Annotated in this window: 23 protein-coding genes; 11 read left to right on the top strand and 12 right to left on the bottom strand. The window is 66.1% G+C overall.

The window, feature by feature from the left end; translation table 11 throughout:
• Positions 1-4: 4 nt before the first annotated feature.
• Complete coding sequence (locus AC07U1_RS02525; protein WP_495178850.1) at positions 5-487, bottom strand: SRPBCC family protein; 483 nt, start codon at positions 485-487, stop codon at positions 5-7.
• A 49-nt stretch (positions 488-536) separates the two neighbouring features.
• Here AC07U1_RS02525 and AC07U1_RS02520 point away from each other — a divergent pair, with 49 nt between their 5' ends.
• The gene (locus AC07U1_RS02520; RefSeq protein ID WP_495178849.1) at positions 537-863 is read left to right on the top strand and encodes an ArsR/SmtB family transcription factor; all 327 of its coding nucleotides are present in this window, start codon (positions 537-539) and stop codon (positions 861-863) included.
• A 54-nt stretch (positions 864-917) separates the two neighbouring features.
• Here AC07U1_RS02520 and AC07U1_RS02515 read toward each other — a convergent pair whose 3' ends face one another.
• The 4 genes from AC07U1_RS02515 to AC07U1_RS02500 form a co-directional block, all read right to left on the bottom strand.
• Entirely contained in the window at positions 918-2762 is a 1845-nt protein-coding gene (locus AC07U1_RS02515) for a M2 family metallopeptidase (RefSeq protein WP_495178848.1), read from the bottom strand.
• Positions 2763-2838: 76 nt separating this feature from the next.
• Complete coding sequence (locus AC07U1_RS02510) at positions 2839-3591, bottom strand: alpha/beta fold hydrolase (RefSeq protein ID WP_495178847.1); 753 nt, start codon at positions 3589-3591, stop codon at positions 2839-2841.
• The gene (locus AC07U1_RS02505; protein ID WP_495178846.1) at positions 3588-4025 is read right to left on the bottom strand and encodes a GFA family protein; all 438 of its coding nucleotides are present in this window, start codon (positions 4023-4025) and stop codon (positions 3588-3590) included. Before AC07U1_RS02505 ends, AC07U1_RS02510 begins: the two co-directional genes overlap by 4 nt.
• A complete protein-coding gene (locus tag AC07U1_RS02500) occupies positions 4022-4669 on the bottom strand; it encodes a 2-hydroxychromene-2-carboxylate isomerase (RefSeq protein ID WP_056344327.1) in 648 nt (215 codons plus the stop codon). Before AC07U1_RS02500 ends, AC07U1_RS02505 begins: the two co-directional genes overlap by 4 nt.
• A 118-nt stretch (positions 4670-4787) precedes the next feature.
• Between AC07U1_RS02500 and AC07U1_RS02495 the strand changes: the two genes are divergently transcribed.
• The 4 genes from AC07U1_RS02495 to AC07U1_RS02480 are packed head-to-tail and all read left to right on the top strand — an operon-like array spanning position 4788 to position 8416.
• A complete protein-coding gene (locus AC07U1_RS02495) occupies positions 4788-5234 on the top strand; it encodes a MarR family winged helix-turn-helix transcriptional regulator (RefSeq protein ID WP_056344324.1) in 447 nt (148 codons plus the stop codon).
• Positions 5234-6358: an HlyD family secretion protein gene (locus AC07U1_RS02490; protein ID WP_495178845.1), complete on the top strand. Its 1125-nt coding sequence runs from the start codon at positions 5234-5236 to the stop codon at positions 6356-6358. Before AC07U1_RS02495 ends, AC07U1_RS02490 begins: the two co-directional genes overlap by 1 nt.
• Before the next feature lie 41 nt (positions 6359-6399).
• Positions 6400-7989 carry a DHA2 family efflux MFS transporter permease subunit gene (locus tag AC07U1_RS02485; protein WP_495178844.1) on the top strand — a complete coding sequence of 530 codons (1590 nt, stop codon included), beginning with the start codon at positions 6400-6402 and terminating at the stop codon, positions 7987-7989.
• Position 7990: 1 nt separating this feature from the next.
• Complete coding sequence (locus AC07U1_RS02480) at positions 7991-8416, top strand: DUF5990 family protein (protein ID WP_495178843.1); 426 nt, start codon at positions 7991-7993, stop codon at positions 8414-8416.
• A 496-nt stretch (positions 8417-8912) separates the two neighbouring features.
• Here the strand turns inward: AC07U1_RS02480 and AC07U1_RS02475 are convergent, their stop codons facing one another.
• Positions 8913-10445, bottom strand: a complete 1533-nt coding sequence (locus tag AC07U1_RS02475) for a class I adenylate-forming enzyme family protein (protein WP_495178841.1) — start codon at positions 10443-10445, stop codon at positions 8913-8915.
• Positions 10446-10533: 88 nt separating this feature from the next.
• Between AC07U1_RS02475 and AC07U1_RS02470 the strand changes: the two genes are divergently transcribed.
• From AC07U1_RS02470 to AC07U1_RS02450, 5 genes are all read left to right on the top strand, one after another.
• Entirely contained in the window at positions 10534-11259 is a 726-nt protein-coding gene (locus AC07U1_RS02470) for a winged helix-turn-helix domain-containing protein (RefSeq protein ID WP_495178840.1), read from the top strand.
• A gap of 153 nt (positions 11260-11412) precedes the next feature.
• Positions 11413-12936, top strand: a complete 1524-nt coding sequence (locus AC07U1_RS02465) for an acyl-CoA synthetase (protein WP_495178839.1) — start codon at positions 11413-11415, stop codon at positions 12934-12936.
• A gap of 56 nt (positions 12937-12992) precedes the next feature.
• Complete coding sequence (locus tag AC07U1_RS02460; protein WP_495178838.1) at positions 12993-13472, top strand: hypothetical protein; 480 nt, start codon at positions 12993-12995, stop codon at positions 13470-13472.
• Between the two features lie 20 nt (positions 13473-13492).
• Positions 13493-14107, top strand: coding sequence for a 2-hydroxychromene-2-carboxylate isomerase (locus AC07U1_RS02455; RefSeq protein ID WP_495178837.1), 615 nt, complete (start codon positions 13493-13495; stop codon positions 14105-14107).
• Positions 14108-14911, top strand: a complete 804-nt coding sequence (locus AC07U1_RS02450; RefSeq protein WP_187139130.1) for a crotonase/enoyl-CoA hydratase family protein — start codon at positions 14108-14110, stop codon at positions 14909-14911.
• Positions 14912-15069: 158 nt separating this feature from the next.
• Here AC07U1_RS02450 and AC07U1_RS02445 read toward each other — a convergent pair whose 3' ends face one another.
• Genes AC07U1_RS02445 through AC07U1_RS02420 form a run of 6 tightly spaced genes read right to left on the bottom strand, consistent with a single transcriptional unit; the run spans position 15070 to position 18834 of the window.
• Positions 15070-15759 carry an ATP12 family chaperone protein gene (locus AC07U1_RS02445; protein WP_495178836.1) on the bottom strand — a complete coding sequence of 230 codons (690 nt, stop codon included), beginning with the start codon at positions 15757-15759 and terminating at the stop codon, positions 15070-15072.
• Positions 15756-15992 (bottom strand): hypothetical protein, encoded by a 237-nt coding sequence (locus tag AC07U1_RS02440; RefSeq protein ID WP_056344294.1) that lies wholly within the window; start codon positions 15990-15992, stop codon positions 15756-15758. Before AC07U1_RS02440 ends, AC07U1_RS02445 begins: the two co-directional genes overlap by 4 nt.
• Positions 15989-16609: an FMN-binding negative transcriptional regulator gene (locus AC07U1_RS02435; protein ID WP_495178835.1), complete on the bottom strand. Its 621-nt coding sequence runs from the start codon at positions 16607-16609 to the stop codon at positions 15989-15991. The genes AC07U1_RS02440 and AC07U1_RS02435 overlap by 4 nt, the downstream gene beginning before the upstream one ends.
• Positions 16609-17826: an RluA family pseudouridine synthase gene (locus AC07U1_RS02430; RefSeq protein ID WP_495178834.1), complete on the bottom strand. Its 1218-nt coding sequence runs from the start codon at positions 17824-17826 to the stop codon at positions 16609-16611. The genes AC07U1_RS02435 and AC07U1_RS02430 overlap by 1 nt, the downstream gene beginning before the upstream one ends.
• A complete protein-coding gene (crcB, locus tag AC07U1_RS02425) occupies positions 17823-18200 on the bottom strand; it encodes a fluoride efflux transporter CrcB (RefSeq protein ID WP_492735808.1) in 378 nt (125 codons plus the stop codon). Before crcB ends, AC07U1_RS02430 begins: the two co-directional genes overlap by 4 nt.
• A 46-nt stretch (positions 18201-18246) precedes the next feature.
• On the bottom strand, positions 18247-18834 hold the full coding sequence (locus AC07U1_RS02420; RefSeq protein ID WP_495178833.1) for a thermonuclease family protein: 588 nt from the start codon (positions 18832-18834) through the stop codon (positions 18247-18249).
• A 238-nt stretch (positions 18835-19072) separates the two neighbouring features.
• Here AC07U1_RS02420 and AC07U1_RS02415 point away from each other — a divergent pair, with 238 nt between their 5' ends.
• Positions 19073-19966 carry an IS1595 family transposase gene (locus AC07U1_RS02415; RefSeq protein WP_495178832.1) on the top strand — a complete coding sequence of 298 codons (894 nt, stop codon included), beginning with the start codon at positions 19073-19075 and terminating at the stop codon, positions 19964-19966.
• Positions 19967-20011 lie beyond the last annotated feature (45 nt).

The raw sequence follows: 20011 nt of genomic DNA, 5'->3' as shown, positions 1-20011 counted from the left end.
GGACCTATTTATACATGCCGGCGCGCAAATTGATCCCATGTTCGATCCAGGCCTTGAGTGCGCACAGCATCTGCGACCAGCCCTGGCAATTGCCATAGGATGCGCTGAGCGCCCCTTGGTTCTCGCGCCAGCCTTCCTCGGCGATCTCGACGAGCGTGCGGCCGTCGTCGAGCCCCTTGAAGCTCATCGTCACGCGCGTGCGGTAATCGGCATCCTTGAGTTCGCCGCCCTCCACGTTAGGCGCCTCGCCCTCGTTCGCCTGCCATTCGAGGACGATCTTCTCGTCCTTCATCACCTCGATCACATAGACCGGGAAGGCGCCGGGGAAGTCGTGGAAGTCCCATGTCACCGTCGCGCCGGTCTCCAGCCGCCCTTCGGCGCCCCCGGTGGTGAAATAGTTGGACAGCCTCGCCGGGTCGGCGACCGCCTCGAACACCTCATGCACCGGCTTCGCGATCCGCGCCGCGACTCGAAACTTCAGCTCCATGGTCGATTCTCCACTTGCTTATCTTCACAATATGTTATAAATTTATAACATGTCAATCCACGAAGAATATAACAAGATTTTCAAGGCTTTATCGTCGCACATTCGCCGCCAGATGCTCGACACCCTCCGCGACCAGCCGCTGACGACCGGCGCGATATGCGCGATGTTCGAGCAAATCGACCGCTGCACCGTGATGCAGCACCTCAAGGTTCTCGAAGAAGCCGGTCTCGTCATCGCCGAGCGCCGCGGGCGCACCCGCTGGAACCATCTCAACGCGATGCCGATCCAGGACATCCACGACCGCTGGATCGGCCCGCACGCCGCCGCCGCGACCGCGCGGCTCGCGCGCTTCAAGCAAAGCCTCGAAGCCCAATGAAAATGGCCGGGGAATTACCTCCCCGGCCATCCTCGTTTCGTTACGTCGAACCGGTCACCAGCCGGTCGGCTTGCCCTTGTTCTGCTCGTCGAGCCAGGCTTTCAGCGGCGCGAAATATTCGGCCATCGCCTTGCCCGACATCTCACGCCCGCCGGTGAAGGCTTCCAATGCGTCAGGCCAGGGCTTCGACGCGCCCATCTCGAGCATCGCGTTCAGCTTCGCGCCAACCTCCTTGTTGCCATAGAAGGAACAGCGGTGGAGCGGGCCCTGCCAGCCCGCCTGATCGCATGCCGCCTTGTAGAACTGGAACTGCAGGATGCGCGCGAGGAAGTAACGCGTGTAGGGGGTGTTCCCCGGGATATGATATTTGGCGCCCGCGTCGAAGCCATCGGCCGGCCGCTCGCTCGGCGGGACGATACCCTGATACTGGGTCCGCAACTGGGTCCACGACTTGTTGTAATCGGCGGGCTTGATCGTGCCGTCGAACACCCCCCAGCGCCAGCGATCGACGAGCAGGCCGAAGGGCAGGAAGGCAACCTTGTCCATCGCCTGCCGCAGCAGCAAGCCGATATCTTTGTCGGCGCTTGGCACCTTCGCTTTGTCGAGCAGGCCGATGTCGACAAGATATTGCGGCGTGATCGACAGCGCGACGAAATCGCCGATCGCCTCATGGAAGCCGTCGTTGGCGCCGTTGAGGTAGAGCGTCGGCTGGTTCTTGTAAGAGCGCTGGTAATAATTGTGGCCGAGTTCGTGGTGGATGGTGACGAAGTCGTCGGCATTCACCTTGATGCACATCTTGATGCGGATATCGTCCTTGTTGTCGATATCCCACGCCGAGGCGTGGCAGATCACTTCGCGGTCGGCGGGCTTGGTGAACTGGCTGCGCTTCCAGAAGGTTTCGGGCAGCGGCGCCATGCCGAGCGAGGAATAGAAATTCTCACCCGCTTTGACCATGTCGAGCGGGCCCTTGCCCTGCGCGGTGAGCAGGTCGCCGATGTCGTAGCCGAGGTCGCCCGCACCTTGGGGCGCGACGAGCGGATAGATATTGCCCCATTCCTGCGCCCACATATTGCCGAGCAGGTCGGCACGGATCGGGCCGGTCTTGGGCTGCACCGCATCGCCATATTTCTCGTTGAGTTTCCAGCGGACATAGGTGTGCAACGCCATGTAGAGCGGCTTCACTTCCTGCCACAGGCGCTCGGTGGTCTTGGCGAATTCCTCAGGGGGCATGTCGTAGCCCGAGCGCCACATCGCGCCGGTATCGGCAAAGCCAAGCTCCTTCGACCCCGCATTCGCGATCGCGACCATGCGGGCATAATTCTTGCCCATCGGCGCGCCGACATTGTCGTGCCAGCTCGTCCACATTTCGGCATATTCGGCCGGCGTGTGGTTCAGGTTGCCCATCTCGGCCTCGATATCCGATCCCGAAATTTCCTTGCCGTCCAGCGTGCCGCGCCCCTTGCCATATTGAGACTGCAGGTTGGTCGCGATCTGGTTGAGCTCGGTCGCGGCACCGGGCTTGGTCGGCGCAGGCAGGACGAGACCGTTCCGCAAGATGTCGAGTTTGCGCCTGGTGTCGGGGCTGAGGCCGGGGATGGTAGCAAATTTCGCCGCCTCGAGCGCATATTTGACCGCCTTTTCGGTGCCGACCGCGTTGATCCGCGCCGCCATCGCGTCGGTGTCCTCGGTGATATAGGTCGCGTTGACCCAGTTAACCTGGCTGCTCTCGACCGTATAGTCGAACAGGTCCTTTTCGGCCGCCGCGACGAAGGCATCGGCATCGGCGGCGGTGGGCTTGGCGCTCTGCGCGGACGTGTCCGCTTTCTTCTCGGCTGCCAGCGCAGGGCCGGCCAGCGCGAGCGACAGGGCAAGCGACAGCGTCGAAATCATGGCTTTCATGGGGGGTGTATCCTCGGGTCTGGTGGTTGCGCTCTATGGCGCTATGACACCAGCTTGGACCCGCCCGCCAGCGTGGTCAAGCCGCGAGGAAGGCGGCCATCGCTTCGCCCATTTCGGGTTGGGTGACGCTCGACATGTGGGTGCCGGGGATGGTGACTAGCCGTGCATCGGGCAGCGCCTCGGCCAGCTCGGGCGCCGAGCCATTGTCCTGGTCCTGCTCGCCGCAGACAAGCAGGGTTGGCATGGTCAGCGCTGCGAGCGCTTCGGGCGCCGTGTCGGTGAAGCTGTCGAGCAGATGGCCCGCGGCGATGCGATCGACCTTCATCGTCTTCATGAACTGGATCGAAAGCCAGGTGTCGTCGCCGCGCTTTGCCGTCTCGAAATCGGCGATCACGCGCTTGAAGAATTGCCCGCGCCGCTGCCAGCCCGCCAACCCTGCCAGCCCCATCCCGCCAAGGATCAGGCGGCGCGGCGTCATGCCCGCCACGACGGCGCGCGTGCTGGTGCGCGCGCCTAGCGAGAAGCCGCCAAGGTCGAAATCGCCGAGGTCGAGATGGGCGACCAGATCCTGCAGGTCGTTCACCAGTACGTCGGGTGGATACAGATAGTCGTCGTGTGGCGCGTCGCTCGATCCGTGAACGCGCAGGTCGGGCATGATGACGCGAAAGCCCTCGGCGGCGATGCGCGCGGCGGTGCCGAACTTGATCCAGTTGACCTCGGCACTGGAAAACAGGCCGTGGAGCAACACCACAGGGCGACCTTCGCCCAGTTCGCGCCACGCCAGCCGGACGCTGTCGCGGGCTTCGAAAAACTGCGGTTCGATCGTCATGTCGCGTCCTGCACCTTCGCCCAGCGTTGCTGCAGCGGCGCATAATCGTCGGTGCGCATTTCGGGAAGCCCCTCGCCCGCGGTCCAGCCATGGACGCGGCTCTCGGTCCCGAAATGGCTGGTGAGCGACACCGCACCCGGATTGTCGAGGGCGCCGACGGTCAGGTCGATCTTGGGACTGTCGGGATAATCGAAGGTCAGCGGCGTGCCGCATGCTCCGCAAAAGCCGCGGCGGCCGAAGGGCGACGACATATAGGTCGTGCGTTCGCCCTGCCAGGTCAGGCTGTCCTTGGTGACGTTCCAGAAGGCGGCGGCGACATTGCCGAGTGCGCGCTGGCACATGCGGCAATGGCACCAATAGGCGTCGCGGCCGGCATGCGTGGTCGAAAAGCGCACCGCGCCGCACTGGCAGCCGCCGGTCAGGGCCTCGCTCATCGCGGTTGCAGCCCTTTCTGCTCCATCCGCCAGCGCGCCATCTCGATGCGGTCCTGGCCGAAGAAGGGTTCGCCGTCGAAGACGAGCGTCGGCACGCCCCAGTGGCCCGCGATTTCAAGCGCCACCTGATTGGCGGCGATTTCGGTGTCGAGCGCCTCGGCATCGCGCACCGCTTCGGCATCGAGGTCGGCGAGATCGAGCCCCGCGCGGCGCGCGGCGCCGGCGAGATGGTCGCCGAGGTGCCAGTCCTGCGCGCCGCCCCAGATGAGCTGCGCCGCCTCATGCGCGAAGGCGAGGCTGCGGCCGCGGCGCGACGCGGCCTGGCCGATCCGGGTGAGGCGATAGATATGGGGCTGGTCGGGCGAAATCTCGCGCGTCATGACATTCTGGACGATCGGGTCGGGGCGCGGCGGGCCGAAGGGGATGCCGTGAAACTGCGCGACGCGGATCATGTCGCGCATCGTGTAGCTCAGCCAGTTCGGGTGGTTGCGCTCGAAGAAGTCGGGTTGGCGGATCGCGAGCGGATAGACCGGGCGCAGGTTGATATCGACATGATGGCTCGCCGCGAGCGCGCGATAGCGGCCGATGCAAAGGTAGGAATAGGGCGACCGGAAGGACCAGAAGAGATCGGCGGTGAGGGTCATGGGGGCATCTTAGCGTGGCCGCGTAATTTGTCGATCATCGCGCATATCGCGGATGTTGGCGAAGGGGCCGCGCAGTATTTGGTTGCATTTAGTAGCAACTGCTATTATATCACATGCCATGAGTGAGACGATCGGATTCCTGCTGAACGACACCGCGCGGATGTTCCGCCGCACGTTCAATGCGCGCACCCGCGAGAGCGGGATTACCGCGCTGCAATCGCGCGTGCTGACCTATCTCGCGCGCTATCCCGGTATCCGGCAGGGGCCGCTCGCCGAACTGATCGAGGTCGAGCCGATCACGCTGTCGCGGATGATCGACCGGCTGGAGGAGTCGGGGCTGGTCGAACGGCGCGCCGACCCGACCGATCGCCGCGCGTGGATGCTCCACCTGACCACCCAAGCCGAGCCCTTGCTCGACCATTTGCGCCAGACGGCGAAAGCGGTCGTCGCCGAAGCCACCGAGGGCATGAGCGACGCCGAACGCGCGCTGCTCACCGACCTTGTCGAACGCGTCCGGACCAATTTGTCGCGCCGCGAATGCCAAAAAGAAAAAGAGACCGCCTGATGGACCAGCTTTCCCCCAACCGCCCGACGGCGGAAGATCCCAAGCCGCCGAAAGCCGCGCCGAAGGCCGACCCCGTGCCCCCGGTGACCGCGGCCGCCGCCGAGGCCAGGGACGCGCCCAAGTGGCGCACCCGCATCCTGATGTTCGGCCTGCCGGCGCTGCTGATCGCGGGCGGTGCCGGCTGGTGGCTGACCAGCGGCGGATCGGTGTCGACCGACAATGCCTATGTCCAGATGGACAAGGTGTCGGTCGCGGCCGAGGTTGGCGGGCGGATCACCGAAGTCGCGGTTCGCGACGGGCAGGATGTCACGGCGGGGCAATTGCTGTTCCGCATCGACGGCGAACCCTATCGGCTGAACGTCGCGCAGGCGACCGCCGCGATCGACGCGGCGCAGGTCGAGGTCGGCAATCTGTCGGCCAGCGCCAACACCTCCGCCGTCGACATCGCGGCGGCACGCGAGGATGTGAAATTCGCCGAGGTCACGTTCGGCCGCCAGGCGGCGCTGATGGAAAAGGGCTTCACCACCAAGGCGGCCTATGACGCGTCGCGCCACGCGGTGGCGCAGGCGCGCGAGCGTGTGCGGCAGGCCGAAGCCGCCGCCGCCGAGGCGCGCACCAAGCTTGCCGCCGGCCCCGCGAGCGGGATCAACCCGCAGGTCGAGGCGGCGCGCGTCCAGCGCGCGCAGGCCGAGGTCAATCTGGGCCGTACCGATGTGCGCGCGCCTTACGCCGGCCGCGTCGCGCAGGCCGACCGGCTGCAGATCGGCCAGATGATGGTGCAGGGCCTGCCCGCGGTGACGATCGTCGATACCGGCCATCCGTGGGTCGAGGCCAATTTCAAGGAAACCGACCTTGCCAATATGCGCATCGGCCAGCGCGCCGAAATCAGCTTCGACGCCTATCCGGGGCTGAAGATTCGTGGCCATGTGCTGACGATCGGCGCGGGGACGGGCAGCGAGTTTTCGGTGCTGCCGGCGCAGAACGCCACCGGCAACTGGGTCAAGGTGACCCAGCGCGTGCCGGTGAAGATCGCCTTTGACGAAAAGCCGTCGCGCGACATGATCGCCGGGCTGTCGGCCGATGTGCGGGTGTTTACGGGCGATGGTGCGGTGGCCGGGAAGTAGGACCCGGATGATGTCTCCTCACCTCGTCATTGTCTGAACCGATGGCCTCGCGCTCGTTCCCCCGCCGTTCGCCCGCAGCGACGCTACCCGCCGCCGACGATCGGCCCTTGCACGAGCGCGTCCGCTATCGCGGGTTGCTGATGGTCGCCGTCATGGGCGCGTCGATCATGCAGATTCTCGATACCACCATCGCCAATGTCGCGATCCCGCACATGCAGTCGGCGCTGGGCGCGACGAGCGAGACGGTGACCTGGGTGCTGACCAGTTATATCCTCGCATCGGCGATCGCGATGCCGATCACCGGCTGGCTCGCCGACCGCATCGGGCGGCGCGAATTGTTCCTCGCCGCGATCACCGGTTTCATCATTACCTCGATGGCATGCGGCGCCGCGCAGTCGCTCGAACAGATGGTGGTCTTCCGTTTCCTGCAAGGGATCAGCGCCGCCTTCATCGGGCCGCTGTCGCAATCGGTGATGCTCGACATCAACCCGCCCGACAAACAGGCGCGCGCGATGTCGATCTGGGGCATGGGGATCATGGTCGGGCCGATCCTGGGGCCTTTGCTCGGCGGCTGGCTGACCGAAAGCGCCAATTGGCGCTGGGTCTTTTACGTCAATTTGCCGGTCGGGCTGCTGACGATCGCGATGATGTGGGCGCTTCTGCCCGCGACGAAGAAGAGCGATCGCAAGTTCGACCTGTTCGGCTTCTCGATGCTCGCGCTGGGGCTTGCGTCGCTGCAGTTGATGCTCGACCGCGGCGCGCATCAGGACTGGTTCGACAGCATCGAAATCTGGATCGAATGCGGCGTCGCGGTCGCGTGCCTGTGGATGTTCCTCGTCCATATGATCACCGCGCGCGCACCGCTGTTCAACCGCCAGATGCTCGCCGACCGCAACCTCGTCACCGCGATGGGTTTCATGATCGTGATCGGGGTGGTGATGTTCGCGTCGATGGCGCTGTTGCCGCCGATGCTGCAGAATCTGTTCGGCTGGCCGGTGATCGACACCGGCGTCGTGCTCGCCGTGCGCGGGGTCGGCATCCTCGCCAGCATGTGGTTCGCGGGGCAGATGCTGGGCAAGATCGATGCGCGCTGGATGGTGGGTTCGGGCTTGCTCATCGCCGCGCTGTCGCTGTGGCAGATGAGCCACTGGTCGCTCGAAATGGGGATGCAGCCGGTCATCATCAGCGGCATCGTGCAGGGACTGGGCATGGGGCTGATCTTCATCCCGCTCAACACCATGGCGTTCGCGACGATCCCGCCGCAGTATCGCACCGACGGGTCGAGCATCCTCAACCTTCTGCGCAGCGTCGGCGCGTCGGTCGGCATCTCGACCGTCACGACGCTGCTCGGCGCCAATATCCAGCGCAGCCACGAGGACCTGGCGAGCCATGTCACCAACTCTTCGGTCAGCCTGCTCGACCCGTCGACCGCCGACCGCTTCGGCATCGCGGGCGACACCGCGCTGGCGATGATCAATGCCGAGATCAACCGGCAGGCGGCGATGGTCGCCTATATCGACGATTTCTGGCTGATGATGTGGGTGACGCTGGCGTCGATCCCGCTGGTGCTGCTGCTCCGCCCGCCGAAGCCGGGGGCGGCAAAGGCGTCGATGGCGGATATGGGGCATTAGGATGGCGCGCGTGGACCAGCATGAGGTTCCAATGCGGATCGTCATCGACCGGCCGGTACCCGGCGTGCTCCACAGCCTGCAGGGCGGGGACGGCGGCCCGCTCGATGCCAGAGCGTCGGACGCGGGCGAGCCGCTGGCCTTCGATTTCGCTATCCGCGTCGGGCCGGGGCCGAAATTCCTTGGCGATCAGGTGCGGCGCGAGGGACCCCAGCGGCGCTTCGTCTATATCCGCATCGGGCAGATGGCGGGCGACCCGTCTTCGCCATGGTCCCGCCGGATGAAGATCGACATCCACGACATCGGACAGGCCATGCTCGACGCCGCGGCGACGGATGGCGGGCGCATCGCGATTTCGGTGGACGGAACCGGCAAGGACGGCACGCCCGCCTGCGCGACGGTCGCGGTTACGGCGCGGCGAATGGTTTGAGAAGGGGGCGAGGGGCGCCCCTCATCCGCCGATGTCGGATATCGCGCATTGCGGCTAGCGGCGGTTTTGGGGTGGGAAGCAGTCTTTCAAACCTCGTCATCCCGGGCTTGACCCGGGATCCCGCTTCTCTTGTGCCGTCGCCGCCAAGCGGCACCCCGGATCAAGCCCGGGGTGACGATGAAAGAGATGGAAAATCTCGGTGGTATGTCGACAGGCACTTACGAGTATTTTGCGTAGTAATAGTGCCACAGCGCAATGCCGGGAATCGCAGCGGCAAGTGTCGCAATAACGGCAACATAGCTTCCTTGCGTGCTCTCCAGATAGCCGTGCAGTATGAAAAGCGGCACGAACATCGCGTATCCAATGATGTCTACGATCCATCGACGGTGATTCACGGTGCGCTTCCTGCTGCTGGACTGTGACCGATCACATACGCGCTAAAATTCGGCAAATAGTATGTGACCAACGAATGTCCAGAACCGGTCGCTTCCTGCCGTTACCGGGCGTAACGGTCGCGCAGTTCGCGCTTCAGCACCTTGCCGATCGGGCTGCGCGGCAGTTCGTCGACCACGGTGATCGCGCTGATCCGCTGGGTCTTGCCGACCTTGGCGTTGCATGTCTCGCGCACGCTCTCGGCGTCGGCGCCGTCCTTCAGCACAACGAACGCCACCGGGGTCTCGCCCCATTCCTCGCTCGGCATGCCGACCACCGCCGCTTCGACGACGCGGTCGTCGGCGAGCAGGATGCCCTCGAGGTCGCTCGGGAAGATGTTGAAGCCGCCCGAGATGATCATGTCCTTGGCGCGGTCCATCAGGGTCAGGAAGCCGTCCTCGTCGATCCGCCCGATGTCGCCGTGGCGATAGAAGAGGTTCCCGTCGGCATCGTGCCAGTGCATCGCCTTGGTCGCGTCGGGGCGGTTGTTGTACCCGGTCATCATCGCCGGCGAGCGCCCGACGACTTCGCCGACCGAACCCTGCGGCAGTTCGTTGCCGTCCTCGTCGATCACCTTGGCGATATGGCCCGGTGCCGGGCGGCCGACGGTGTGCAGCTTGTCGGGGAAATGATGCGCCTCGAGGATGAACGAGGCGCCGCCCTCGGTCATGCCATAGATTTCGACGAGGCCGCCGGGCCAGCGCTTCAGCACATCGGCCTTCAGCGTCGCGGCGAAGGGCGCCGAGGTGCAATATTTCATCACGAAGCTGTCGAGGTCGAAGCTGTCGAAATCCTCGAGCGCCATGATGCGGCGATATTGCACCGGCACCAGCATCGTGTTCGTCGCGCGCTCGCGGCTCGCGAGTTCGAGGAAGCCGCGCGCGTCGAATTTCTTCATCAGCACGACCTGGCCGCCCGACCCGACGGTGGGCAGGAAGCTCGCCATCGTGGTGTTCGAATAGAGCGGGGTCGACAGGATCGTCACCGCGTCGCGGCCATAGGCGGGGGCGCCGCGCTGGATATGCTGCCAGCGCATCGCATGGCTGTGGACGATGCCCTTCGGCGTGCCCGTCGTCCCCGACGAATAGATGATGTTGAAGCCATCGTCGGGACCGATATCGACCGGCGCCGGTTTCGCGCCCGCGAGCGCCAGCCAGGCGTCCATCGGGGTGCCGACGTCGCTGCCGTCGATCGCGATGCGGTCGCTCGCGGTGACGACTTGCCCTTCCAGGCTCGCCGATGCGGCGCTGTCGAGGAACAGGTGGCGCGCGCCGGTGTCGGCGATCATCGCCGCCATCTGTTCGCCCGTCGCGCTGTTGGTGATGAGGCCCGCGACCCCGCCGGCGCGCAGCGTGCCGAGGATCGTCGCCATTTGCTCGACGCTGTTGAGGCCCGCGACCGCGGTGCGATCGCCTTTGGCGAAGCCGTCCTGCTGCAGCCGCGCCGCGATGCGATCGACCAATGCGTCCAGTTCGGACCAGCTCAGGCGCCGAATCGGATCGGCCGCGGCTATCGCATCGGGGCGTTCGGCGGCGTGGGCGCGGATCAGGTCGGGCAGGGTGGCGAAGTCGCCGGCGAGCATTTCGGGTGCGGTCATGAAGCGGTTCGTTAGCACAGCGGTGGCACGGTGCAACGGAGCGAAAAGGGGACCGGTCGAAATGATGTGACGCGCGGGGGAGGGGCGATTGGAGCAAAGCGACCGTCGCGCCGCGACCGGCCCCCCGCCGCTGATCGGCGTCCACCATGCGATCGCGGCGCGCGCACACCGGCTTGCCTGCGCGCTCGAGGCCGGCGGATTTCGCGCCATGTGCCTGCCGCCGCTCGCCGGCGGTGGCCGCGTCTGGCGCGATGGCTGTTTCGACCTGCTCGCCGTCGATCCCTTCGCCGAGTCGCACGATCCTGCCGGTCTCGTCGGCCTCGCGCGCGCGATCGCGGCGCGGCGGCCCTTGCTGATCCTGTCCGACCGCGACAGCCGCGCCGACCGGATGCTCGCGCTCGCCGCCGGCGCCGACGATGCGGTCGGCTGGGTCGACGATCCGGCCGAGGTCGTCGCGCGAATCGCCGGGCTGATCCGGCGGAGCCGGATGGCCGCGGGACAACTGGGCGGGGGCGAACTGCGGATCGACCTGATCGACCGCCGGGTCGAGCGCGCGGGACGCGAGATCCGCCTGCCGCTGCGCGAATTCGACCTGCTCGCCAACCTCGCGCGCGCGCCCGACCGGCCGGTGTCGCGCGTCGCGCTGCTCAGGGCGGTATGGCGCATCGATTTCGATCCCGGCACCAACCGGGTCGAGGTGCATATGTCGCGGCTGCGCGCCAAGGTCGACCGCGGCTTCGCCTGGCCGATGCTATGCACCGTCAAGGGACAGGGCTATGCGCTCCGCTCGCGGCCCGAGGATCCCCCGTTCTGAAAACGGGGCGGTCATTTGACTCATTTGCTGCCGCGATTTGACCGATCCTGCGCTTCGTAGCGCTGCCGTGCCGCCGTCGCTTGACCAAAAGTTTCAGCTTGCTACTGACTTCGGACATAAAGAAACCAATGATCCCTGCTGGAGAGGTCCCCGATGCATCCGTCCGTCCACGCGCGCAGCAACCCCGACAAGCCCGCGATCATCGTCGCCGAAACCGGTGCGACGATCAGCTATGGCGAGCTCGATGCCGCGTCGAATCGCGTCGCGCAGCTGTTTCGCGCGCATGGCCTGGGGCATGACGATGTCGTCGCCTATATGCTCGACAACACGCCCGACTATTATGGGCTGACCTGGGGCGCGCAGCGCGCGGGGCTGCGCTATGTCTGCATCTCGTCGCGGCTGACGCAGGACGAGACCGACTATATCCTCGAAAATTCGGGTGCGCGGCTGCTCGTCGTTTCGGCGAGCCTCGCGGGCGCCGCGCAGCAGCTGACGACGCAAATCGAGCGCTTCGCGATGGGCGGCACCATCCCCGGCTACGCGAATTGGGAAGAGGCCGTCGCCGCGATGCCCGCGACGCCGGTCGCCGACGAGCGCGCCGGGGTCGACATGCTCTATTCGTCGGGGACCACCGGCCGTCCCAAGGGGGTGCGCGTGCCGCTTCCCGAGGATCCGGCGATCGACGCGACGAACAGCCTGGTGATGCTGGCGGCGGCGGTGTTCCAGATGAACGCCGACAGCGTCTATCTGTCACCGGCGCCGCTCTATCACGCCGCGCCGCTGCGCTGGTCGATGACCGTCCACCGGCTGGGCGGCACCGTCGTGCTGATGAAGAAATTCGATCCCGAGGCGGCGCTGTCGTTCATCGAAAAATATCGCGTCAATTCGAGCCAGTGGGTGCCGACCCATTTCGTGCGCATGCTCAAGCTGCCCGACGAGACCCGCGCGCGCTACGACGTGTCGTCGATGAAGGTCGCGATCCACGCCGCGGCGCCGTGCCCGGTGCCGGTCAAGCAGGCGATGATCGAATGGTGGGGCCCGGTGCTCTTCGAATATTATGCGGGATCGGAGGGCAATGGCATGACCTTCATCTCCAGCGCCGACTGGCTGACCCACAAGGGCAGTGTCGGTCGCCCGATCCTCGGCGCGGTGCATGTCATGGGCGAGGATAATGAAACCGAGCTTGGCCCGAACGAGGAAGGCTGCGTTTTCTTCGAGAGCGAAAATGTCTTCGAATATCATGGCGATAATGAGAAGACCGCGTCGAGCCGCAACTCGAAGGGCTGGTCGACCCTCGGCGATGTGGGCAAGGTTGACGAAGAAGGCTTCCTCTACCTCACCGACCGCAAGAGCTTCATGATCATCACCGGCGGCGTGAACGTCTATCCGCAGGAGATCGAGAATCATCTCGTCACCCACCCCGCGGTCGCCGACGTCGCGGTCGTGGGCGGCCCGCACGACGATTTCGGCGAGGAAGTGATCGCGGTGATCCAGCCGGCGAACATGGCCGATGCCGGCGACGCGCTGCGCGACGATTTGATCGCCTATTGCCGCGAAAAGCTGTCGGGCGTCAAAGTCCCGCGCCGCATCGATTTCATGGAAACGCTGCCGCGCCACGACACCGGCAAGCTATACAAGCGCCTGCTCCGCGACCAATATTGGGCGCGGGCAAACTGACCGCGCGAGTCGGCGGCGGACCGACAGGCCGCCGCCCCGATGTTGGAGGCTGACTTATGAACAAGGCGATGATGACGGCGGCGATGATAGTCGCCGTGGGACTGGCAGGATGCGGCAAGAAGGACGCGCCGCCGGCCGACCAGACGGCCGACCCGGCCGCGACCGCGGCAACCGCCGCCCCCGTGGCGGCGCCCGCGGCGATCCCGATCGATCCCGCGAAACCCAACGCCTGCAACAAGCTGGCCGACGTCAAGCTGGCGGCGACGATCGATGCCGCGACCAAGACGCTCAAGATCAGCGGCACCGCCAATGCGCCGGTCGCGGGCTATGCGACCGCGCTGCAGGCCGGCCCGCTCGACAAGATGAACCCGCCGAACCAGGTTGTGCTGCTGCGCGCGAATGCGCCCGACGGCGCGACGCCGCAGGTGGTGACGCCGGTGACGCTCAGCCTCGACATCCCGAACGCGCTGCCCGCCTATAAGTCGGTGCGGATCGCCTGTCCGGGCGTGCCCGACATCGAACTCAAGGTCGGCTGAACCATGCAGGGAGGTCCGGGGTGAAAGAACGCGTCGAATTCTTTTTTGACCTGTCCTCGCCCTGGACCTGTCTCGCTTTCCACAATTTGCCGGGCGTGCTCGAACGGGCCGGGGCGAGCGCGCGTTACCGCCCGATCCTGGTCGGCGGGGTGTTCAACGCGGTGAACCCCGCAGTCTATGCGGCGCGCGAACAAGCCGACAACCGGCGGCTGCAGCACAGCTGGAAGGTGCTGAAGGACTGGGCGCGGCTCGCGGGCGTGCCGATGAATTTCCCGTCGCAATGGCATCCGGCGAAGAGCATCGCGGCGATGCGTTTCTGCTGCGCGCTCGAGGACGATCAGGCGGCACTGGTGCGATTCGCGCGCGCCGCCTTCGCGAGCTATTTCGACCGGCAGGAGAATCTCGACGATGTCGCGGTGCTGACGGCGGTCGCGGATGCCGAGGGACTCGATGGCGCGGCGCTCGCGGCGGCGGCGGGCAGCGATGCGGTCAAGGCGCGGCTGCGGACCAATACCGAGGAAGTGATCGCGCGCGGCGGCTATGGCTCGCCGACGATCTTCGTCGATCGCGACGACATGTATTTCGGAAACGACCAACTGCCGCTCGTCGCAGCGGCGCTCTCCAAGGAAGCCTGAATGAAAGACCGCATTTCGATCACCATGCTGGAAGGTGGCATCGCCGACGTCCGGCTGATCCGCGCCGACAAGATGAACGCGCTCGACGCGGCGATGTGGGCGGCGCTGGCCGAGGCGATCGACCAGCTCAAGGCGACCGCGGGCCTCCGCGTCGTCGTGCTGTCGGGTGAGGGGCGCGCTTTCTGTGCCGGACTCGACCTGTCGAGCCTCAGCGCCGACCGCGATCCGGGCGCGAGCAGCGCGGGCGGCACGCTGTCCGACCGCACCCGCGGGGTTTCGAATAACGCCCAATATGCGGCGTGGGGCTGGCGCGAGCTGCCGGTGCCGGTGATCGCGGCGGTGCACGGCGTTGCGTTCGGCGCAGGCAGCCAGATCATGGCCGCCGCCGATATCCGCATCGTCCACCCCGATACGCGCATCGCGATCATGGAAATGCGCTGGGGCCTCGTCCCCGACGTTGCCGGCATGGCGCTGTGGCGCACCCAGGTCGCCGACGATGTGCTGCGCGAGATGATCTATACCAACCGCGAATTCAACGGGTCGGAGGCGAAGCTGCTGGGGTTCGCGACGCATGTCTCGGACGACCCGCTGGCGAAGGCGATGGACCTCGCGGCGGTGATCGCGAACAAGAATCCGCACGCGATCCGCGGCGCCAAGCGGCTGTGCAACATGCTCGCCGACGCAAGCGACGCCGAGATTTTGCAGGCCGAGAGCGATGAGCAGGTGCTGGTGATCCGCACCCCGAACCAGATCGAGGCGGTGATGGCGGGGATGGAAAAGCGGGCGCCGAATTTCGCGGACTGAAAAATCCTCCCTGTGGCGAAGCCATGGGGAGGGGGACCGCCCGCAAAGCGGGTGGTGGAGGGGCAATGCAGCCGCAAACCGGCGTTTATGGCGTCGGCCCCTCCGTCAGCGCTCCGCGCTGCCACCTCCCCATCGCTTCGCGACAGGGAGGATCGAAATCAAAGCAATCCCAAAAACCGCACCGCATTGTCCCAGTCGCGCTTGTGCGCCGCGCGTTGCGCCTGCGCCAGGGCATCGGCGCCCCAGCGCCGCTCCTGATAATGCTCGTCGAGGCTGACCGCCGACCACAAATCCTCGGGATCGAACGCCCCCTCGACCATTGCAAGCCCCGCGACCAGCGACCCGCCGATGGTCACCAGCGGGGTCAGCGCCGTCATCCGCCACGGATCGAGCGCAAGCACCGCCGCGCGCAACGCCGCCACCGTCGCGGGCGGCTGGTCGATCGGTAAAATGCCCCGCGTAATCTCGAACTCGACCCCGTACCGCGCCTCGGCCCAGGCCAGCAGCGGGTTCCATGCCGCCGCCTGCTCAGCCTGCAGCAAGGCGTCGCGGTCGTCGCGATAACAGAAGAGGTCGGTCGCGGCATAAGCCGCGACAGGTTCGGCAAAGGCGGCGGGGCCCGGCATCGCCAGATCGATCGCCGCGTTGGCGAGGCCGGTCAGCGGCATGGCCGCGGGATCGACGGTCTCGCCCTGCGCCTGCCATTCGGCGGCGATCGCCTCGGCAAGCGCGGGGTTTGCGACCGCGAGCGGCGCGCGCTGCGGGGTCCGCACCGGGCGCCGGTCGAGCGCGATACCCCAGCCGCCGCCCTCCTCGACGACGCTGGCCTCTTTCCAGAAACGCTTCATAGCTCTTTGGGCGTCCGCCAGCGGCGCGCGAGCAGCAGCGGAAAAACCGCAAAATCGAACGCGCCCATCAGCACCACCGCGATGCCGATATAGCGGTCGGTCGGTTGCCCCGCCAGGTCCCAGCGCCCCGCGACGAGCAGAAAGCCCGCCATGATGAGCAGCGCGCCGATGATGCGCATCAGGTTGATCGCGAAATAGCGTTTCTTGGCGAGCGCTTCGTCGGCGGCGGTCATCGTCTTTCTCCTCGACCAGCGAGCTGGTCCATCAAATGGGCGAGCGCGCCATGGCCCTGCGCCTTCAGGCCCTCCGCCACGCGTGCGCGCTCGTCGGCGGGTTTGTTCTGCGACAGCTTCAGCGTCGGGCGCCAGGCGGTGATGGTCATTTCGAACCCGGTGATCGCATCCGCCATCTTGCCGAAAATCGCCGGACTCATCTTGTCGCGCGTCCATGGCGGGTCGATGCCGATACGCGCTTCATGGTGCGCCGACAGTGTGTCGAGCTGGCGGATCAGCGCCTCGCGGTCGAGTTTGCGGGCCTTGCCCTCCATTTCGACCGCGACATAATTCCAGGTCGGGACCTGGTCGGGCGCGGCGTACCAGCTCGCGCTGACATAGGCGTCGGGACCCTGCACCACCGCGAGCGCCGCGGCGCCATCGAGATGCCGGGCCAGCCCGTTGCCGCGCGACAGGTGGAATTGCAGCGTGCTGGTATCTTCGCTCAGCACCACCGGCGCGTGCGCGACGCGCGGGCCGTCGGGGGTGCTTGCGAAAATCGCGGCGAAGCCGATCTCGCGCACCAGCAGCGCGGCGAGGTCGTCGTCCTTGGGCCGAAAGGCGGGATCGGGATGCATCAGCGCGGCTTGGCGGGCTGCGCCGGGTGCTTTTTCGCGGTCGGTTTCTTGCCGGCGGGTTTCGGCGTCGTCGGCTTGCCCGATTTGGCCTTGGGTTTGGGCTTCGGCTTGCCGACGAAGTCGGTCGGCTTGCTGTCGGCGGTGCGCCCGCGCCGTTCGCCGCGCCGGGCCTTGCGGATTTGCTTGCTGTGCGCCTTCGCCTGCGCCTTCAGCGCCGATTTGGGCGGCGGACCTTTTTCCTGCGCGTCGATGCCGATCTGGCCGAGCAGGGTGTCGAAGCCCAGCGCGTCGAGGCTTGCGGCGAAATGGTCGGGCACCTCGGCGCTTATGTCGATCGCGCCGCCGTCGGGATGGTCGATGCGGAGGCGCCGGCTGTGCAGATGCATCTTGCGACTGATCGTCCCGGTCAGGAACGCGCCCTTGCCGCCATATTTGCCGTCGCCGACGATCGGGTGGCCGATCGCCGCCATATGGACGCGCAGCTGGTGGGTGCGCCCGGTCAGCGGTTGCAGCTCGACCCACGCCGCGCTGTTCCCGGCGCGCTCGATGACGCGGTAGCGCGTCTTCGATGGCAGGCCGTCGTCATGGACATGCATTTTCTCGCCGCCCGATCCGGGCTGTTTGGCGAGCGGCAGGTCGATCTCGCCCTGCTGGATTTCAGGAACCCCGACGATCAGCGCCCAATAGGTCTTTTTCGCGCTGCGGTTCGAAAAACTCTTGGCGAAATAGGCGGCCGCTTTTGGCGTGCGCGCGATCAGCAGCGCACCCGACGTGTCCTTGTCGAGCCGGTGTACGAGCTTCGGCCGTGTCGGTCCGTCGAATTTCAACGCGTCGAGCAGCCCGTCGACATGCTGTTCGGTCTTGGTGCCGCCCTGCGTCGCGAGTCCCGGCAGCTTGTTGAGCACCAGCGCGCTTGCGTCGCGGTGGATCAGCATGCCGGTCGCGAGTTCGACATCGGCGTCGGTCAGCGCGCGGCCCTTGCGTGCCGGACGTGCGGCGGTCTCGACCGGCGGCGACGGCATGACGAGGGTCTGCCCGGTCGCGATGCGGTCCGACACATCGGCCTTTTTGCCGTCGAGCGTCAGCTGCCCCGACCGCGCCCAGCGCGCGAGCAGCGCGTGCGGCGTCCCGGCGCGATGGCGTTTGAACCAGCGGTCGAGCCGGATGCCGTCGTCCTCTTCGGCGATCGTTGCGCCGTCCATGTCGATCTTGCTCATGCCGGCACCTGCCGCATGACGAGCAGGCCGAGACCGCAGGCGGCGATCGCGCCGACCACCGAGGCGAGGACATAGGTGAAGGCCTGTGCGCTCTGTCCGCGTTCGAACAGCGTCCAGAACTCCATGCTGAAAGCCGAGAAGGTCGTGAAGCCGCCGAGCACGCCGACGCCGAAGAACAGGCGCGCCGCTTCGGTCCCGCCGCTGCGCGCGAGCCAGCCGATCAGCACGCCCATCAACAGGCTGCCGGCGATATTGATCGACAGTGTCCACCAGGGGAAGCCGGGACCGAGGCGCGCGAGCATCGCGCCGCCGACGAGGTGCCGCGCGCCGGCGCCGAGGGCGCCGCCGATCATCACAGGAAAAAGGCCGTTCATCCGCCCGCCCTAGCCGCAAAAGCGCGCGGCGGAAAGCCGTGCGTCGTCAGCGGTCGGCCGCCGCGGCGCCGACGGCGGTCGCGGCGCGTTCGTGCACCGCGCGCCAGTCGGCGGGCCGGTCGAAATCGCCCTGCCAGATCCCGCGCCGCGCAAGCTGCGCTTCGCCCTCGTCGGGCAGGTGGGCGTCGTCGGTGGCGACCGCCCAGCCCTGGCGGATCATTTCGGTCGCCAGATCGACGCCGTCGGGTTCGGGCCGGGTGCGGCAGGCGGCGAGGGTGCGGCCATATTTGTCCTTCGCCGCCAGCGTGCAGTGCAGCGGCCCTCGCCCGGCAAGGCGCGCGAGCGCGGCGCGCGCCTCGTGCCCGCAGGCCCAGCGGCGGCCATCGGCGCGCGCGCAATCCTGGCGATATTCGACGGCATCGAGCCCGGTCAGGCGAATCGTGCGCGCGGCGCCGTCGTGCGTCACGGTGAGGCTGTCGCCGTCGATGACATGGACGAGCGGGATGGTCCGGGTCGGTGCCGGCTGCGCGAACCAGACCGCGCCCGCCATCGCCGCAAGGAGCAGCAAGGCGCCCAGCGAGCGGAGGCGCCGCCGCCAGCGCAGGCGGGTGGAGAGGGAGGGGCGCGGCAGCATGGTATCGCGATCAGTGCGGGGATGGCGCGGGTCTGGCAAGCGCGAATAGGGGATTGACGAGGAGAACAAAACATGTCCAAAATGGATGTTATTCCACCCGCGCGATCCGGATCAAAGGCTGGCTATCATCGGTCAGCATCCGGATCGGCGGCACTCTGGAACGAACAAAAGGTGAATATCGCCATTTTGAGGGAATTATCCCCTTGCCATACGTAACGAAACCGCGTAAAAGCGTTACATGAGCAACAAGCCCCAGACCATCGCGCAGTTTTTCAAGCGTTTCCCGAACGAGGAAACTTGCCTCAATCACCTGTTTGATGTCCGTTTTGGGCAGGGCTTCGAGTGCCCGCGTTGCGAGCGCGCTTCCAAGTGGTTCCGCATCAAAGCGGAGCGCGCCTATTCCTGCCAGTGGTGCGGTCATCACCTGCACCCGACCGTGGGCACCCCGTTCGAAAAGACCCGCACCCCGCTGCAATCGTGGTTCTATGCGATCTTCCTGTTCACGACGACGCGCAACGGTGTCGCCGCCAAGGAATTGCAGCGCCAGCTAGGCGTCACGTACAAGACCGCGTGGCGCATGGCCGACCTTATCCGCAAGCACATGGGCGACGTTGACGGCGAAGCCCCGCTGGGCGGCTTCACGAAGCACGTAGAGGTCGATGAAACCATCATCGGGGGCAAGGCCACCGCCGAAGAAGGCCGCATGTCGAACAAGTCGGTCGTCATGGGCATGATGGAGCGCGGCGGCAACGTGATGACCAAGGTTGTGCCGAACCAGAAGCGTTCGACCCTGCTCCCGATCATCAAGGCGAACGTCAAGCAGCACAGCATCGTCCACACCGACGAACTTAGCTCATACCAGACGGTCAACGCTGAGGGCTATTTCCACATGACGGTGAACCATGGCGCGGGCGAGTACGTCAGCCCGCAAGGTTCGTCGGTCAACGGGATCGAAAGCTTCTGGGGTCAGCTAAAGCGGTCGATTGCTGGCACCTACATTCACGTCAGCGCGAAGCATCTGGAAAAGTACGCGAAGGAAGCGGAGTACCGCTTCAATCGTCGGAGCCGCCCTTCTGTGATGCTGGACGAGCTTCTTTCGACGTTTGGGCCATTGCCTGAACGGCGCGGTTGAACGCGACCTCATCGCCTTGCACCTCGGGGTGTTCGGCGATGAATT

The organism is Sphingopyxis sp. GW821-FHT02C12 (genome assembly GCF_059421785.1).
This window is presented reverse-complemented; position numbering and strand designations above follow the sequence as displayed.

Coding starts and splice junctions, on each gene's coding strand:
- AC07U1_RS02525 (WP_495178850.1), bottom strand. CDS start 487: ATGGAGCTGAAGTTTCGAGTCGCGGCGCGGATCGCGAAGCCGGTGCAT.
- AC07U1_RS02520 (WP_495178849.1), top strand. CDS start 537: ATGTCAATCCACGAAGAATATAACAAGATTTTCAAGGCTTTATCGTCG.
- AC07U1_RS02515 (WP_495178848.1), bottom strand. CDS start 2,762: ATGAAAGCCATGATTTCGACGCTGTCGCTTGCCCTGTCGCTCGCGCTG.
- AC07U1_RS02510 (WP_495178847.1), bottom strand. CDS start 3,591: ATGACGATCGAACCGCAGTTTTTCGAAGCCCGCGACAGCGTCCGGCTG.
- AC07U1_RS02505 (WP_495178846.1), bottom strand. CDS start 4,025: ATGAGCGAGGCCCTGACCGGCGGCTGCCAGTGCGGCGCGGTGCGCTTT.
- AC07U1_RS02500 (WP_056344327.1), bottom strand. CDS start 4,669: ATGACCCTCACCGCCGATCTCTTCTGGTCCTTCCGGTCGCCCTATTCC.
- AC07U1_RS02495 (WP_056344324.1), top strand. CDS start 4,788: ATGAGTGAGACGATCGGATTCCTGCTGAACGACACCGCGCGGATGTTC.
- AC07U1_RS02490 (WP_495178845.1), top strand. CDS start 5,234: ATGGACCAGCTTTCCCCCAACCGCCCGACGGCGGAAGATCCCAAGCCG.
- AC07U1_RS02485 (WP_495178844.1), top strand. CDS start 6,400: ATGGCCTCGCGCTCGTTCCCCCGCCGTTCGCCCGCAGCGACGCTACCC.
- AC07U1_RS02480 (WP_495178843.1), top strand. CDS start 7,991: ATGGCGCGCGTGGACCAGCATGAGGTTCCAATGCGGATCGTCATCGAC.
- AC07U1_RS02475 (WP_495178841.1), bottom strand. CDS start 10,445: ATGACCGCACCCGAAATGCTCGCCGGCGACTTCGCCACCCTGCCCGAC.
- AC07U1_RS02465 (WP_495178839.1), top strand. CDS start 11,413: ATGCATCCGTCCGTCCACGCGCGCAGCAACCCCGACAAGCCCGCGATC.
- AC07U1_RS02460 (WP_495178838.1), top strand. CDS start 12,993: ATGAACAAGGCGATGATGACGGCGGCGATGATAGTCGCCGTGGGACTG.
- AC07U1_RS02450 (WP_187139130.1), top strand. CDS start 14,108: ATGAAAGACCGCATTTCGATCACCATGCTGGAAGGTGGCATCGCCGAC.
- AC07U1_RS02445 (WP_495178836.1), bottom strand. CDS start 15,759: ATGAAGCGTTTCTGGAAAGAGGCCAGCGTCGTCGAGGAGGGCGGCGGC.
- AC07U1_RS02440 (WP_056344294.1), bottom strand. CDS start 15,992: ATGACCGCCGCCGACGAAGCGCTCGCCAAGAAACGCTATTTCGCGATC.
- AC07U1_RS02435 (WP_495178835.1), bottom strand. CDS start 16,609: ATGCATCCCGATCCCGCCTTTCGGCCCAAGGACGACGACCTCGCCGCG.
- AC07U1_RS02430 (WP_495178834.1), bottom strand. CDS start 17,826: ATGAGCAAGATCGACATGGACGGCGCAACGATCGCCGAAGAGGACGAC.
- crcB (WP_492735808.1), bottom strand. CDS start 18,200: ATGAACGGCCTTTTTCCTGTGATGATCGGCGGCGCCCTCGGCGCCGGC.
- AC07U1_RS02420 (WP_495178833.1), bottom strand. CDS start 18,834: ATGCTGCCGCGCCCCTCCCTCTCCACCCGCCTGCGCTGGCGGCGGCGC.
- AC07U1_RS02415 (WP_495178832.1), top strand. CDS start 19,073: ATGAGCAACAAGCCCCAGACCATCGCGCAGTTTTTCAAGCGTTTCCCG.